The organism is Brevibacterium sp. W7.2, assembly GCF_018137945.1.
Taxonomy (GTDB): Bacteria; Actinomycetota; Actinomycetes; order Actinomycetales; family Brevibacteriaceae; genus Brevibacterium; species Brevibacterium sanguinis.
In genome coordinates this window covers 1-14787 of the sequence record NZ_CP073089.1, presented here as the reverse complement: position 1 = coordinate 14787, position 14787 = coordinate 1, and the positions used below count along the sequence as shown (strand labels likewise).

General features: G+C 62.8%; 13 protein-coding genes. 4 read left to right on the top strand and 9 right to left on the bottom strand.

Translation table 11 applies throughout. The features are described 5' to 3' along the window. Nucleotides 1-37: 37 nt before the first annotated feature. The 3 genes from trxB to J9315_RS00055 all read left to right on the top strand — a co-directional run bounded on the left by trxB (nucleotide 38) and on the right by J9315_RS00055 (nucleotide 2740). Nucleotides 38-1027 carry a thioredoxin-disulfide reductase gene (gene trxB / locus J9315_RS00065; RefSeq protein ID WP_211978520.1) on the top strand — a complete coding sequence of 330 codons (990 nt, stop codon included), beginning with the start codon at nucleotides 38-40 and terminating at the stop codon, nucleotides 1025-1027. A 165-nt stretch (nucleotides 1028-1192) separates the two neighbouring features. After that, nucleotides 1193-1510: a thioredoxin gene (gene trxA / locus J9315_RS00060; protein WP_198500082.1), complete on the top strand. Its 318-nt coding sequence runs from the start codon at nucleotides 1193-1195 to the stop codon at nucleotides 1508-1510. Between the two features lie 93 nt (nucleotides 1511-1603). Beyond that, a complete protein-coding gene (locus J9315_RS00055) occupies nucleotides 1604-2740 on the top strand; it encodes a peptidoglycan-binding protein (RefSeq protein ID WP_211978519.1) in 1137 nt (378 codons plus the stop codon). 2701 nt (nucleotides 2741-5441) lie between these two features. Here J9315_RS00055 and J9315_RS00050 read toward each other — a convergent pair. The 9 genes from J9315_RS00050 to rpmH form a co-directional block, all read right to left on the bottom strand. Beyond that, on the bottom strand, nucleotides 5442-6440 hold the full coding sequence (locus tag J9315_RS00050; RefSeq protein ID WP_211979220.1) for an IS481 family transposase: 999 nt from the start codon (nucleotides 6438-6440) through the stop codon (nucleotides 5442-5444). Between the two features lie 363 nt (nucleotides 6441-6803). Continuing rightward, the gene (locus J9315_RS00045; protein ID WP_332839535.1) at nucleotides 6804-8582 is read right to left on the bottom strand and encodes a ParB/RepB/Spo0J family partition protein; all 1779 of its coding nucleotides are present in this window, start codon (nucleotides 8580-8582) and stop codon (nucleotides 6804-6806) included. Continuing rightward, complete coding sequence (locus J9315_RS00040) at nucleotides 8575-9471, bottom strand: ParA family protein (protein WP_140955427.1); 897 nt, start codon at nucleotides 9469-9471, stop codon at nucleotides 8575-8577. Before J9315_RS00040 ends, J9315_RS00045 begins: the two co-directional genes overlap by 8 nt. A 66-nt stretch (nucleotides 9472-9537) precedes the next feature. Further along, nucleotides 9538-10176 (bottom strand): 16S rRNA (guanine(527)-N(7))-methyltransferase RsmG, encoded by a 639-nt coding sequence (gene rsmG / locus J9315_RS00035; RefSeq protein WP_198500085.1) that lies wholly within the window; start codon nucleotides 10174-10176, stop codon nucleotides 9538-9540. Then, complete coding sequence (locus J9315_RS00030; protein WP_198500086.1) at nucleotides 10169-10690, bottom strand: R3H domain-containing nucleic acid-binding protein; 522 nt, start codon at nucleotides 10688-10690, stop codon at nucleotides 10169-10171. Before J9315_RS00030 ends, rsmG begins: the two co-directional genes overlap by 8 nt. An 8-nt stretch (nucleotides 10691-10698) precedes the next feature. Beyond that, on the bottom strand, nucleotides 10699-11655 hold the full coding sequence (yidC, locus tag J9315_RS00025) for a membrane protein insertase YidC (protein ID WP_198500087.1): 957 nt from the start codon (nucleotides 11653-11655) through the stop codon (nucleotides 10699-10701). Between the two features lie 106 nt (nucleotides 11656-11761). Then, complete coding sequence (gene yidD, locus J9315_RS00020) at nucleotides 11762-12133, bottom strand: membrane protein insertion efficiency factor YidD (RefSeq protein ID WP_332839536.1); 372 nt, start codon at nucleotides 12131-12133, stop codon at nucleotides 11762-11764. After that, nucleotides 12105-12482, bottom strand: coding sequence for a ribonuclease P protein component (rnpA, locus tag J9315_RS00015; RefSeq protein WP_198500088.1), 378 nt, complete (start codon nucleotides 12480-12482; stop codon nucleotides 12105-12107). The genes yidD and rnpA overlap by 29 nt, the downstream gene beginning before the upstream one ends. Before the next feature lie 3 nt (nucleotides 12483-12485). Beyond that, complete coding sequence (rpmH, locus tag J9315_RS00010; RefSeq protein ID WP_009376895.1) at nucleotides 12486-12623, bottom strand: 50S ribosomal protein L34; 138 nt, start codon at nucleotides 12621-12623, stop codon at nucleotides 12486-12488. A 405-nt stretch (nucleotides 12624-13028) separates the two neighbouring features. On the opposite strand from rpmH, the gene dnaA reads away from it, so the two are divergent. Then, on the top strand, nucleotides 13029-14687 hold the full coding sequence (dnaA, locus tag J9315_RS00005) for a chromosomal replication initiator protein DnaA (protein ID WP_198500089.1): 1659 nt from the start codon (nucleotides 13029-13031) through the stop codon (nucleotides 14685-14687). Nucleotides 14688-14787: the final 100 nt, after the last annotated feature.

Genomic DNA, 14787 nt, shown 5'->3' with positions numbered 1-14787 from the left:
GACATGACAGAACACACAACAGGGACAGGGAACGCACATGACTGACACTCAACTCGTGATCATCGGGTCGGGACCGGCCGGGTACACGGCCGCGATCTACGCCGCCAGGGCCAACCTGTCTCCTGTGGTCATCGCGGGCTCGGTGACGGCCGGCGGCGAGCTCATGAACACCACGGACGTCGAGAACTACCCCGGCTTCCCGGCCGGCATCCAGGGCCCCGAGCTCATGGAGAACATGCGCGAGCAGGCGGAGCGGTTCGGGGCGCAGGTCGTCTACGACGATGTCGAGACGCTCAAGCTGCACCCCGGTGCCCATCAGATCGAGACCGCTCTCGGGTCCCGCTACACCGCGAAGGCCGTCATCCTCGCCACGGGATCGGCCTACCGCGAGCTGGGGCTGCCGAACGAGAAGAAGCTGTCGGGCCACGGTGTGAGCTGGTGCGCGACCTGCGACGGCTTCTTCTTCCGTGACCAGCACATCGCCGTCGTCGGCGGCGGCGACTCGGCGTTGGAAGAGGCGACGTTCCTCACCCGCTTCGCCTCGAAGGTCACGCTCATCCACCGCCGTCAGGAGCTGCGTGCGTCCCAGGCGATGCAGGATCGGGCGAAGGCCGACGAGAAGCTCGAGTACATGCTCGACACCGAGGTCGAGGCGATCCACGGCGAGGACGCGCTGACCGGGATCACCGTGCGCAACACGGAGACGGGAGAGACCTCCGAGCTGCCGGTGACCGGTCTGTTCGTCGCGATCGGCTCGGATCCGCGCACGAGCCTGTTCGCCGAGCAGCTGCCGCTGCGTCCCGATGGCTACCTCGAGGTCGAGGGCCGCTCGTCGAAGACCGCTGTCGAAGGCGTCTTCGCCGCCGGCGACGTCATCGACTCCGTCTACCGTCAGGCGATCACCGCTGCCGGGTCCGGCTGCGCCGCGGCCCTCGACGCGGAGAACTATCTCGCGGATCTCGACGCCTCCGATGTCCTCGAGGCCGAGGGTGACCACGAGGCCGCCGTCGAGGTGATGAACGCCTGAGCCGGTTTCCCTGAGGAGCCGACTTGCCTGAAGGACGGAAATCCCTAAGGGACCGAATTCCCTGAGGATCCGAGAATCCTCGGTCCAGCGGGCCGCGGCCTCGGGGAATGAAACCCGCGTGCACGCTGTTGCCGCTTATGACACTCACCAGCAGAAAGGGAGATCATGTCGACCGACGTCACTGACGCTACATTCGAAGACACCGTCCTCAAGTCGGACAAGCCCGTGCTTGTCGACTTCTGGGCACCCTGGTGCGGGCCCTGCCGCATGGTCAGCCCCATCGTTGATCAGATCGCCGACGAGAACGCTGACAAGCTCACCGTCGTCAAGGTCAACACCGACGAGAACCTCGAGACCGCGAGCAAGTACGGAATCACCTCGATTCCCGCTCTCTACGTCTTCAAGGACGGTGAGGTCGCGAAGACCATCATCGGCGCCCGCCCGAAGCCTGCCCTCGAAGACGAGCTCAAAGACTTCATCTGATCAAGTTCCAAGGCGCCTGTTGTAATATCAACAGGCGCCTTCGGCGTACATCCCCGCAGTTTCACATCCTCAGCACAGCAGATTGGCACGACATTGAATCACCAGGAACGACCGCAGTTCAGAAGCGGAGACGCTTCAGAGGTCCTGCCGGCGATCAAATCGCAGATGGCGCGTCTGGGTCTCAATGTCGGAGATCCCCGCGGCGAGGACTTCGATCGGCCGTTCGAACTCGCCGTTCGGCAGTTCCAGCAGACCCGGGGGATCCTCTGCGACGGTGTGCTCGGCTCTGAGACGTTCACAGAGCTTGATCGTGCCCGTTTCCAGCTCGGTGACCGTGTACTCCGTTTCGACCCCGTCAAGGTCCTCACAGGCGATGATGTGCTCACCCTCCAGCGCAGTCTCTCGGGTCTCGGTTTCTATGCCGGCCGAATCGACGCCGAGTACGGCGCTGCCACCGAGGCGGCCGTCAAGGAGCTGCAGATGGGTCTGGGAGCGAAGGTCGACGGCATCGCCGGCCCGCAGACTCTCCGTGGACTCGACGCCGTCGACCGCAAGCACACGACGGGGAACCTCTACGCGCTCGAGGAGACGGCACGCGTCGCAGCATCCGGGACCTCGTTGGCCGGTCGGACCTTCGTCATCGAAGCGGCCACCACGACCACCGATTTCGTCACGCTGCCGATGAACGAGTGGCAGAAGAAGCTCGAACGCGATGTCACTACAGATGTAGCCGGACGTTTGGCCGGCCGTCTCGAAGCGGTCGGGGCCGGAGCCATCGTGCTCGACGGCGACGCGGCAGAGATCAACGCCGCAGATCAGCTCGGTGCCTCAGCGGTCATCACCGTCACCGCCGACGTCAGCCGCTCGCCCGGGGCGAACGGTCTGGCGACGTTCTACTTCGGGCATGAGGAGCACCCGGATCTCAACTCGCCTGTCGGGAAGCGACTGGCCTCTCTCATCCAGAGCGAGATCACCGCGCGCACGGGTATGCTCGACTGCCGCTCGCACGGACGCACGTGGTCGTCACTCAAGCGACTCCGGACACCCAAAGTCCATGTCGTCACGGGGTACCTCACCAACGCCGACGATCGCCGCAACCTCGAGGACCCCGCGGTGCGCGACGCCATCGCCGACGGCATCGCGGCGGCATTGCAGCGCCTTTACGTGAAAGAGGATGCCGACCCGGCAACCGGCACGCTCAGTCTCGCCGAGATCAAAGCCTACGGCTGACGCCGAGGCGCACACTCAATCAAAGCCTACGGCCGACGCCGATGCGTACACACGCTGGCGCATGCATTCACTCGCTGGCACAACCGCTACCGAGACGGGTCCTGAGAGCTCTCATCGATTCTTCGCCAGAAAAAGTTAGGACCGGCGAGGATCTTCATCAGACCGACCGGCCTTTTGAGTTGGAATTCTCGTGGGACGGACCCAAGTTATCCAATTGCCAAACCGGCCGCGAAACATACTGCGCTCAGTCCTTACGGTTTACGGTCCGCTCGCCGACGAGGTCGTCCACTGAGTGCGGATACACAACCGTCCAGCGCTGACACCAATGACTGTACGGCGATCGCTGCGATGGACCGGCATAACGACGTTGGCTGAGGTTTCACGTGAAACAATGACGAACCCTCGATTGCGCGGTTAGCAGAAGGGAACTAGCACGCTCGCCCGTCACTCATTCGCGGAAAAGCCGTTCCCCGTGAAACACACCGACCGCTTCACTCGGAACATGTCGAGACGCCTTCGGGCGGGGACTTCCGAGATTGAGAGACGCGACTTGAATCGGCTCGCTATTGAACGCTTTTCCAGCGCCGCGGCCACCATGCAAAGTGCCCAGTTTCAGGCGACTGACGGATGAATTCGCCTCGGCGACGACGGCCTACGCGTTTTACAGAAAGGCCGAAACCTCAATACGATGCAATGACCGAGCCTTCATGAGGCGGCGCGGAGAAGTTTGATAGTTCAGGCGCCGATCCACTGTAGTCACGGTAGCAAACGCCCGATCCGTTCCACGTGAAACAACCGACTCACCGTTCCACGTGAACCACCCACGTCTGTGTTCCACGTGAAACACCCGATGCAGAGGGAAGGCAAGAAGATTTGACGCCCGGCAGCTAAACAGACGGACAAGCGCCCCGAATAGCTGTATCCGCAATGCACTATCGACCATTCTGCGACGACGCGAGGCAGAAGGTCATGCTCTACGGTCCTTTGGGGAGGCTAGTACGACTGTCGACAACAGCGCCTGCAACACTGCATCTTGAACCTTGAAGGACCGGGCAGGCCGTTTCACGTGAAACACCTACGCATTCTCAACCATGCTGGCAATGCCTCACACGGGACTCGGCTGCGTCGGCAATAATGGTCTCCGAGTGGCCCTGTTTCACGTGAAACGCCGAGCTCTATCGAACTGCGGGGTAATATTCTGTGAATCAGGCGCACCCTGGCATCTCTCTCCCGGATTCGACTTCATCGATCCAGTGCTGTCGGAGATAGCAGATCAAGCGCTACGATCGATTCTGCTCCAGACGCTCGGCAACACGAAGACACAGACGCGCCATCTGATTCGTCCACATAGCCACGAACCCCAGGAAGTGAACAGAACCCAACCATTATGGACGATCGCGAGGGGGGCACAGGAGGAGGGCAGCCCCGGGACATCAGACAGAAGCACATGCTCAACCACTGTCTACGCTATACGGACCACGACGAACCGCAGCTGTGCCGGTTGAGGGTAATCTAATCGTTTCGCTAAAACGTCTGTTTCACGTGAAACAATACCCGCCAACCGGCTCGTAGCTTGTAAAACCACGACGAACGACGAGCTTGCAGGTGGGAACTACGAGAATCCCTACGCCACCGCGTCCGTTTCACGTGAAACCGTACTTAGCAGCCAGCGTGTGGCTGGCTGTAACCACGACGAACCACGAACCTCCACGTTAGAATCACGAGAATCCCAACGCCACCGCGTCCGTTTCATGTGAAACCATCCTCGCGGACCAGATTGTGGCTGCAGGGCGAGGTCAAATCTGACGCTCCGACTACGATTCTCAGCACCGATTGGCTGAATCTGATGATGGTGTTTCACATGAAACCACAGGCATTTCGTTCCAACGAATTCTCACCGGATGGTCATTCTCAGAACGCACGTCATCGCAACAGTAGGTGTCCGTCGCTAACTACCGTGCGAAAGTTCCAGAATTTCCTGGTTTCGCGTGAAACATACTCATCCCCTGAAGTGCGATTGGCCGGTCTGCGAATGGACAAGAGACGGCGCCGCGCCGAACTTGGCTCGAGCCGGTCTGTGCTTGCGTAGGGGCCAGCCGATAGTCGTTCTGCGAGCGATCTGTGATCGGCATTGCGGGGAGCCCTAGTTGTCCATTCCTTCAACGGTCATGCAACTTGGCGAATCACGCGACGGCAGCGACAACGAAACGGCGCTGTCACGGGGAAATGATGCTGGAGCACCGTCGAATCGCAGACTGCACAACCGTTCACCTAACGATTGTTGGCCTGACGCTATCTGAACTGTCCGGCAGCGCGGCCGCTGAACAACGGGTGCAACGGGGACGCGGTACTCAGAAGGCGCGATAGAGGTGACTGTCCCCCGGGTGCGGCAAAGACACCTGCCGAGAAGCCGGGTGCCGTTCCGTTTCACGTGAAACCCATCAAATAAGGGCCGATCACCCACGGAGATCAGCCGTTCCATGGAGTTCAGCCATTCCACCGAGCCTGCAGACCGCAGCCACGACGAACGGAATCGTCTGGGGACGTCGTACCAGCAACGGTTCAGACACATTCGACGAACGGGCGAAGGAGAGCTTCTGGATATACCCGACGACGACTTCAACCCCGAACTGACGGCAACCGAACACGAACTCATTGATTGAACAGTATCGTTTCACTCACGAATCGCACCAAGGCCCCGCTAGCTGTACTGCCCAGCGACGTTGGTTAAGCGGCTGATGGGTGGCTGGTTCCCGATGGCGGTGTGGGGCCGATGATGATTGTACTCATGGATCCATGCCGGTAGGGCCTCGCGGCGCGCGGTCTCGCTGCCATAGAGCCTGGCGTAGGCCCATCCGTCGTTCAAGGTCCGGTGGAAGCGCTCGATTATGCCGTTGGTCTGGGGCCGGTAGGGCCGGGTCCGCTTGTGCTTGATGCCCAGGTCGGTGCAGGCATCACGCCAGGCGTGCGAGCGATAGGCGGAGCCGTTATCGCTCAAAACGCGCTCCACCTCCACGTCCCGGGCCGCGAACCAGGCCACGGCCCGCTCGAGCACGGCGATGGCCGTGAGGGCCTTCTCGTCGTTGTGGATCTCCGCGTAGGCGATCCTTGAGTGGTCATCGATCACGGTGTGCACGAACGCGGTACCCAGCCTCGGATGCCCGCTGGAAGTGCGCTGGCCGGTGCGGTTCGCCGTCGCCCGTGAGTTCTGTTCCCCGGCCTGCCGGCCCAGGAACCGATGTCCGCCGCCATCGGGGACATTGCCGAACTTGGTGACGTCCACGTGGATCATCGCCCCGGGATACGAGTGTTCATAGCGGCGGATCGGCTCGCCGGTGATCCTGTCGATGTAGCGCAGCCGGTTGATCCGGCACCGCACCAGCACCGCATGCACCGTCGAGGCGGCCAGGCCCAGGTGGAAGGCGATCTGGACCGGGCCCATGCGCTTGCGCCAGCGCAAGGCCACGATCTTCTTCACCATGGCCTGCGGGGTGCGGTTCGGGCTCGAGCGTGGCCGGCTGGGCTTGTCGGCCATGCCGTCCTCACCGTGGGCGCGGTAACGGTCCGCCCATCGTTTGGCCGTGGGCCAGGAGACCATGTACTGCTTCGCCGCGGTGGAGACACTCCAGCCCTCGTCGACGATGAGACGGGCAATCTTCAGACGTGCTTTTGGGGTCAATGCTGCATTAGCGTGGGACACGAAGGCCTCCTGTTTGTGAAGCGGTTTCTTAGACAGCTCCACTCCACATCAGGGGGCCTTCGTCATACCATCAATTCAGATCGTGTCGTCGCAAGAATTCAACCAACCTGCCTGGGCAGTACAGCTAGCGGGCCAATCGACCTCTGCTTGCTGATGTTTCACGTGAAACCAGCGGGAATGGCGCCATTCAAACCGTCCAGCTTGCGAAGGATTCGCCTATCCACACGGGGAAATCAGCTCAACTCAGTCAGCTCTGGGTGCTCCGACTGATGTGACTCGTTCACAACAGGGCGGATGCACGATCGCATGCCCACAACCAGCGGAGGGGGCAACGAGAAGGTCAGCGGAGAAGAGAACGGGCGACTACTCGGTGGACTTCACGCCAAGCAGCGACAGGATTCGATCGAGATCCTCCTGGTTGGCGAACTCGACGCTCAGCTTGCCCTTGCGCTTGCCGACCGTGATGTTGACCTTCGTGTCGAGACGGTCGCCGAGTCGTTCGGCGACCTCGATGAACTCAGGCGCGACTCGTGACGTTGCACGTGAAACATTCACGGAGTCCCCACGATTGAGGAGGACGACGGCTTCCTCGGACGCCCGAACGGACAGTCCCTCTGCGACGATGCGCTGCGCGAGGACTTCCATCTGCTCGGGATCCTTGAGCCCGAGAATCGCCCGAGCGTGGCCGGCGGAGATCACGCCGGCCGCCACGCGACGCTGAACGAGCGGGGGCAGACGAAGCAGACGCAGGGTGTTGGAGATCTGCGGACGCGACCGACCGATACGCTCCGACAGCTCCTCCTGGGTGCAGTTGAAGTCCTCGAGCAGCTGTCCATAAGCTGCAGCCTCTTCAAGCGGATTGAGTTCAGCGCGATGGAGGTTCTCAAGCAGGGCATCACGGAGCAGATCGGTGTCATCGACGAAACGGACGATCGCGGGAATCGTGGCGAGGCCGGCTTCCTTCGTCGCTCGCAGGCGACGCTCACCCATGATGAGCTCGTAACGCTCGTCAGCGCCCGGCTTGCGTCGGACGACAACCGGCTGGAGAACGCCGATCTCACGGATGCTGTGAACGAGTTCAGCGAGTTGATCCTCATCGAAGACCGTCCTCGGCTGACGAGGGTTCGGGTCGATGAGTTCAACCTCGATCTCGCCGAACGCGGTGTCGGGGATCGAATCCATACCGGGTCCGTCGTCGAACTCGGGGCCGTCGTTCGAGGAGCCACCCGTGGAGTTCACTACTTCAGTAGTGTCAGTGGCTTCGACCTGCTTCTCACTCTGGTCAATGGTCTCATCCACCGGTTCGGTGGCGTCCACATCGGCGTCGTCATCGTCGAGCGAACCGCCCTTCGAGGTGTAGACCCCGGGGTGCTGCTCACGGACATCATCAGCCGTCTCAACGTCGTCGATCGACCGAGAATCGCCGATGGACGCAGAGCTCTCAACCGACGCAGAACTCGCGCTCGAACCGGCAACATCGTCAGGCGCGACCGACGGTACAGTCGTCTGCTCGTCGACTACAGCCGATTCATCGTTTGCGGAGTCGGAGACAGGAGCAGGCTTGACCGCGGTCCGCTTGTCCGCGGACGCCGGCACCTTGCTGGTCGCGGTCTTCGGAGTGGCAGTCTTCGCAGTGCCGGTCTTGGCGCCCGATGATTTCGCTGTCGACGCCTTTCGGGTCGACGACTTGGCCGAAGAGGACTTCGCCGTCGACTCGGTCTTCGCTCCGCCCGTCTTCGCACCGCTCGACTTCGACGCCGACTTCGCTGCACCTGATTTCGCAGAGGTGCCGACCGTGGCGCCCGTGCCCGATTCGGCCGCAGTCCCAGCTTTCGCAGCGCCCTTCGCCGCGCTCGTTGTGGCCGCAGACGCCTTGGTGCCGCCCTTCCGGGATCCACCCGCGGAAGAGGTCTCCGTGGCGTCCGCCTTCGGCTTGCGACGACGTGACGACTGCATCGACGCCGCAGGGTCGGTCCGCCGGGTCCGGGTCGACTTCGAGTCCTCGGCCGGGGCTGAACCGCGCGACTGCTCCTCGGCACTGCCGCCGGAGAAGAAGACATCGACGGGACGATCACTCGTCGCAGCGTCGGGGATGAGCGCGCCGAGACCCCGTCCCAACCCGCGCTTCTTGCGTTCAGCCACGTTCCACTCCTCGGTTCGCGATCTCTTCAGCAGCTTCCAGGTAGGACAGAGCGCCGCTGGAATGGGGATCATAGGTGATGACAGTCTGACCGTAGCTCGGTGCCTCAGAGATCCGCACAGACCGCGGAATCGCCGTGCCGAGCACCTGCTCCGGGAAGTGGGTCCGCACATCCTCGGCCACCTGGGCGCTGAGGTTCGTGCGACCGTCGTACATCGTCAACAGGATCGTCGAGACCGACAGCTGCGGATTGAGATGCTTCTGGATGAGCTGGATGTTCTTGAGCAGCTGGCTCAGCCCCTCGAGCGCGTAGTACTCGCACTGGATGGGGATGAGAACCTCACGGGCCGAGACGAAGGCATTGACGGTGAGCAGTCCGAGGCTCGGCGGGCAGTCGATGATGACGTAGTCGACCCGATCACCGGCAGCCGCCCGCTCCTCGAGGTAGAGACCGAGCGAACGCTGCAGACGCTGCTCACGGGCGACGAGGGACACGAGTTCGATCTCCGCGCCGGCGAGATCGATCGTCGCCGGCACACAGACGAGAGTGTCGAAGTCCGGCGCCTGCGCGACGGCGTCGCGCATCGGCACATCATCGATGAGCACATCGTAGATGCTCGTGACATCGGAGTAGTGATCGATGCCGAGCGCCGTGCTCGCGTTGCCCTGCGGATCGATGTCGATGACGAGGACGTTGAGGTTCTGCTTCGCGAGCGCTCCGGCGATATTCACCGCCGTCGTCGTCTTCCCCACACCGCCCTTCTGATTGGCGATCGTGAAGATGCGAGTGGAATCCGGCTTGGGAAAACTGACCTGCGCAAGGCGGTCGGCACGACGATTGTCGCGAGCGATCGCGGCACCTATCGGAGACGACTCGTCCATGATCGGCATTCGGCGCACTCCATCATCCATCGGGTTCACAAAGCTACTGACAGCCTAGACCACATTTGGTTCGTTCTATTTCTTCGCTATTTCCACGACACGACTGGGAACCTCGAGGATTCCGCCGTCCACGACGTGGATCGTCGGCTGCCCGAAGCGGTAGCGCTTGAGCAGCTTCTTCGCTTTGACGAGCTCACCCTCGACCGACTCACCCTTAAGCGCGAGGATCCGGCCCTCGGGCCCGATGACGTCGTGCGTCCACTCGACGAGTGTCGTCATCGCCTTGACGGCCCGCGCAGTGACGACGCTGAACATCTCCTCGTCGACGAGGTCCTCGACTCGGGCCCTGACGATCCGGACGTTGCTCAGACCGAGATCGTCGACGACCATCTTCAGCCACTCGACTCGGCGCTCCATGGGCTCGATGAGCACGACCTTCGCCTCCGGGCGCATGAGCGCGATCGGAATCCCGGGCAGTCCGGCTCCGCTGCCCACATCCCCGACGACGTCGTCGGAGGACACGAATTCAGCGACGACCGCACAGTTGAGGATGTGCCGCGTCCACAGTCGGTCGATCTCCCGCGGTCCGATGAGACCCCACTCGATGCCCGTGGTCGCCAGATGCTCCGCGTAGCGCTGGGCCAGCGGGAACGCCTCACCGAAGTACTCCTCGGTTCCCGCCGGGGGAACCTCGAGCGCGGAGAGATCAGTCATCTGCGGGGCGGACGACGACGTGGCGGCCCTCGCCTTCGCCTTCGGATTCCGACACCAGACCGGCCTTGGCGACCTGGTCGTGGATGATCTTGCGCTCGAAGCTGTTCATCGCCTTGAACGCGAACTCCTCGCCGGACTCCTTGACCTGTTCGATCGCGGCCTCGGCCTTGTCGATGAGCTCATCACGGCGGTTCGACCGGTAGCCGTCGATGTCGAGCATGAGCCATGAACGCTGACCCGTGCTCGTCTGCACAGCGAGTCGGCAGAGCTCCTGCAGAGCGCCGAGCGTCTTGCCGTCGCGACCCACGAGAGTGCGCAGGTTCGAGTCGTCCTCGTCCTCGCACACGATGGACAGCTGCGCACGCCCGTCGGCGACATCGATGTCGATGTCACCGTCGATGTCGGCGATGTCCATGAGCTCTTCGAGATAATCCGCCGCGATCTCGCCCTCTTCCTCGAGGAGCTCGGCACGGGTGGGCTTCGCAGCCTTGTCGTCGATGACTTCTTCTGACATGTCCTACCTCAGCGCTTCTTGTTCTTCTTGCGGTTCTTACTCACAGGCTGCTGACGCTGCCCGGACGACTTCGGAGCCTCCTCGGCAGGGACAGCGGCGCCTTTGACCTCTGCCTGCGGAACGGTCTTGCCCTTGCGCGCCTTGCGCTCGAGCATCTCCTTCTCCGCCTTCGACCCCGGTGCGGGCATGTTCCTGATGACCATGTGCTGCTGGACCATCGTCCACGTGTTCGACACGAGCCAGTAGAAGAGCACACCGAGCGGGAAGTAGATGCCGCCGATGCCGAAGACCACCGGCATGATGTAGAGGAGCATCTTCTGCGACTGCATCATCGGGTTGGCCATCGCGGCCTCCGACATGTTCTTCGCCATCATCTGCTTCTGCGTGATGAACATCGTCGCAGCCATGATGATGATGAGGACCGCGGTGAGCACCTTGACGGTGATGCCCGGATCCATGAAGGTCGCCGACAGCGAGACGCCGAAGACGGAGGACTCCTCGGCCTGCTGTGCGAGCTCCTGGGTGAGACCGCCGATCGCGTCGATGCGGCCTTCGGCCACGGCCTGCATGTTGTGGATGACGCGGAAGAGCGAGAAGAAGATCGGCATCTGCACGAGCAGCGGCAGACACGACGCCCACGGGCTCGTCTTGTTGTCGCGGAAGAGGCTCATCTGCTCTTCGGCCATGGCCTGGCGGGAGTACTGGTCCTTCTTGCCCTTGTACTTCGCCTGCAGCCGCTGGATCTCGGGCTGGAGGAGCTGCATCTTGCGCTGGGCGCGGATCTGGTAGACGAAGAGCGGAATGAGGAGAGCACGGATGACGACGGTGAGGCCGGCGATCGAGAGGACCCACGTCCAGCCGTTCGCGGCGGGGAGTCCGAGTGCGGTGAAGATGTCGTGGAAGATCGCGAGGATCCATGCCACTACCCACTGCAGGGGGTAGAGCAAGCTGTCGATCCAGTCCATTCAGTTCTCCTCGTTACAACGACTCGTGCGCGTCGTTCATTGTGCCATTGTTGTCAGTCGGTCGCGACATGGGCGCGGACCGGTGCGTCCCGCGCGGGACGGGCGATCACGAGCGCTCCTGCCCGTGTCCGGAGCCGGTGGTCCTCATCGCCGCAGACCGAGCTTCGCGAGCGGAGCCGGGAACGTGATCGACCCCGCCGTGGGAGAACGGATTGCACCGCAGTATCCGCCATCCAGTTAACACCATTCCCTTGAGAACTCCGTGTATCTCGAAGGCCTCGAGCCCGTACATCGAGCAGCTCGGATAGTACCGGCAGACTTGTCCGTAGAGCGGGGAGACGACGATCCGATACGCCCGGATGAACCAGACGAAGGGCATCCGGGGCGCGATGCGCAGGAACCACCACACCCCCGGCCAGAATCCGGCCGGGCGGCGCGGCACCTCCGACTCATGTCTGAGGTCGTGTTCGGCGTCCACGATTCTGCTGCTTCTTCCGGGCCTTCTCGATGAGCACGCCCACTTCGGTCTCGAGGTCGGCGAAGGCCGCCTCGGTGGCATTGGGCAGTGCTCGGATGACGAACAGGCTGCCGGTCTCCATCTCCGCCAGCCTCGGGTGCATGATCTCCCGCAGCCGGCGCTTCACCTTGTTGCGCTTGACCGCGTTGCCGACGGCCTTGGATACGATGAAACCCACGCGCGGGGCGTGGGAATCATCTGCCTCTGACAGGCTGTGCGCCATGAGGTGGTCCGAGCGCACCCGAACGCCGGCTCTGAAGACTCGTCTGAAGTCCTCGCCGCGCCGGAGCCGGTGCGCATCCGGGATCAAAGGTCAGGCCGAGACTTCGGAACGTCCCTTGCGACGACGCGAAGCCAGGATGGCGCGACCGGCACGGGTCCGCATGCGCAGGCGGAAGCCGTGCTTCTTGGCACGCTTGCGGTTGTTCGGCTGGAAAGTACGCTTGCTCACTTGAGGTCTCCGATTTCTGGGTTGCGGGTGAACGCCTGACGCGTTCTCACAAAAAACGGCGGTGCGAGTCTCGACCGCCGAGCACTCCTGTGCATAAGAGCTAGAACAGAATCGGATGCAGCCCGGTACACAGGACACTCCATCTTAGCCAAGGCCGGAGAGGCCGGTCAAACCGGCCGATCATGTTTCACGTCACCGTCTCGGCCCATTCACTCACGTTCATCTCCGCGTCGACTGCCGTCTTCCACAAGTCACAATCATGTAGTTTTCCACACGCTTATCCACCCGTGTGGAGGATTGCCCGGTCGACTCGTCAGTCCTCCACAAACTGTGGAAAACTGTGTGGAAGTCATGCACAGGTGTGGACTGTGGGACGACCGCGAACGACAACAGAGAGGATCGACGGTGTCGAATTCCAAGAACGAGCTCATCAGCCAATGGCGAACGGTGGTCTCCAACCTGGATCAGGACGCCGACCTCACGAAGCATCAGAAGAGCTTCCTCTACCTCGCGCTGCCCAAGGCGATCGTCGACAATGCCCTCGTCCTCCTCGCCGTCCGCGACGAGCATTCCCGACGCACCATCGAGACCCGCCTCCGAGAACCTCTGACCAGGGAATTCTCTCGGGTCATCGGCTTCGACGTGACCTTCGGGTTCGTCGTCGATCCCGAACTCGACGTCCCGATCCGCTTCGAGGAGCTCATCGACGAGACCGACTACGTCGCCTCCGCGCCGACCACCGGCACGACGCCGGCCGGCCAGGGATCGACGACCGCCTCGGCACCCGCCGGCCAGACCGCCACGGCTCCTGCTCACGAGCACTCCGCCCCGGCCCCGGTGGAGACTCCGGTGGCCGAGCCCGCCCCGACCCCGGCGGACCGACCCGAGACCGCCACCCCCCGCCCGGAGACCGCGGCCCCTCTCCCCGAGGCGGCGCCGGGCGTGACGGGGATGCGGGAAGCGGAGATCGCCGAGGCGACCGCTGCCCCGGCTCCGCCCGTCGACGTTCCCGGCGTCGCCCAGCTCAACCCGAAGTACACGTTCGACACCTTCGTCATCGGCGCCTCGAACCGCTTCGCCCACGCCGCCGCCTTCGCCGTCGCCGAGGCACCGGCGAAGGCGTACAACCCGCTCTTCATCTACGGGGACTCGGGACTCGGCAAGACCCATCTCCTCCACGCGATCGGGTTCTACGCGACGCAGCTCTTCCCCGAGATCCGCGTCAAGTACGTGTCGAGCGAAGAGTTCGTCAACGACTTCATCAACACGATCGGCTCATCACGGACGTCGAACGCGCTCCGTCCCGCCTTCCAGCGGCGGTACCGCGAGGTCGACATCCTCATGATCGACGACATCCAGTTCCTCCAGGGCAAGGACGCCACCGTCGAGGAGTTCTTCCACACCTTCAACGCCCTGCACAACGAGGCCAAGCAGGTCGTCATCACCTCCGACCAGCCGCCGAAGATGCTCAAGGGCTTCGAGGAGCGGCTGCGCTCTCGCTTCGAATGGGGCCTGCTCACCGACGTCCAGCCCCCGGACATGGAGACCCGCTTCGCGATCCTGCGGCGCAAGGCCGCCGGCGAGCAGCTCGACGTCCCCGACGAGGTGCTCGAGTACATCGCCTCCCGGGTCTCGTCGAACATCCGCGAACTCGAGGGCGCCCTCATCCGCGTCACCGCCTTCGCCAACCTCAATGATCAGCAGGTCGACGTCTCGCTCGCCGAAACGGTGCTCAAGGACTTCATCACCCAGGACGACACCCCGGCGATCACCGCTGCCGACATCATGGGCCAGACGGCCGCCTACTTCAGCCTCACCCTCGACGACCTCTGCGGCACCTCGCGCTCCCGGACGCTGACGACGGCGCGGCAGATCGCGATGTACCTGTGCCGGGAGCTCACGGATCTGTCGCTGCCGAAGATCGGCCAGGCCTTCGGCGGCCGCGACCACACGACGGTCATGCATGCGAACAAGAAGATTCGAACGCAGATGGCCGAGCGACGGGCCGTCTACACCCAGGTCACCGAACTCACAAACCGCATCAAACAACAGCACCGCCTATAGAAGACGCTATGCACACCTGTGGATAAGTCTGGGGACAATCCGATCACAATGGGGATAACCCTGGGGACGAAGGCCGTCGAGCACGTGGACCGCTGTGAAC

Excerpts from the sequence above, each read along its gene's own strand:
- J9315_RS00030 (WP_198500086.1), bottom strand. The coding sequence starts at position 10,690 with ATGTCAGAAGAAGTCATCGACGACAAGGCTGCGAAGCCCACCCGTGCC.
- trxA (WP_198500082.1), top strand. The coding sequence starts at position 1,193 with ATGTCGACCGACGTCACTGACGCTACATTCGAAGACACCGTCCTCAAG.
- J9315_RS00040 (WP_140955427.1), bottom strand. The coding sequence starts at position 9,471 with ATGCCGATCATGGACGAGTCGTCTCCGATAGGTGCCGCGATCGCTCGC.
- yidC (WP_198500087.1), bottom strand. The coding sequence starts at position 11,655 with ATGGACTGGATCGACAGCTTGCTCTACCCCCTGCAGTGGGTAGTGGCA.
- rsmG (WP_198500085.1), bottom strand. The coding sequence starts at position 10,176 with ATGACTGATCTCTCCGCGCTCGAGGTTCCCCCGGCGGGAACCGAGGAG.
- trxB (WP_211978520.1), top strand. The coding sequence starts at position 38 with ATGACTGACACTCAACTCGTGATCATCGGGTCGGGACCGGCCGGGTAC.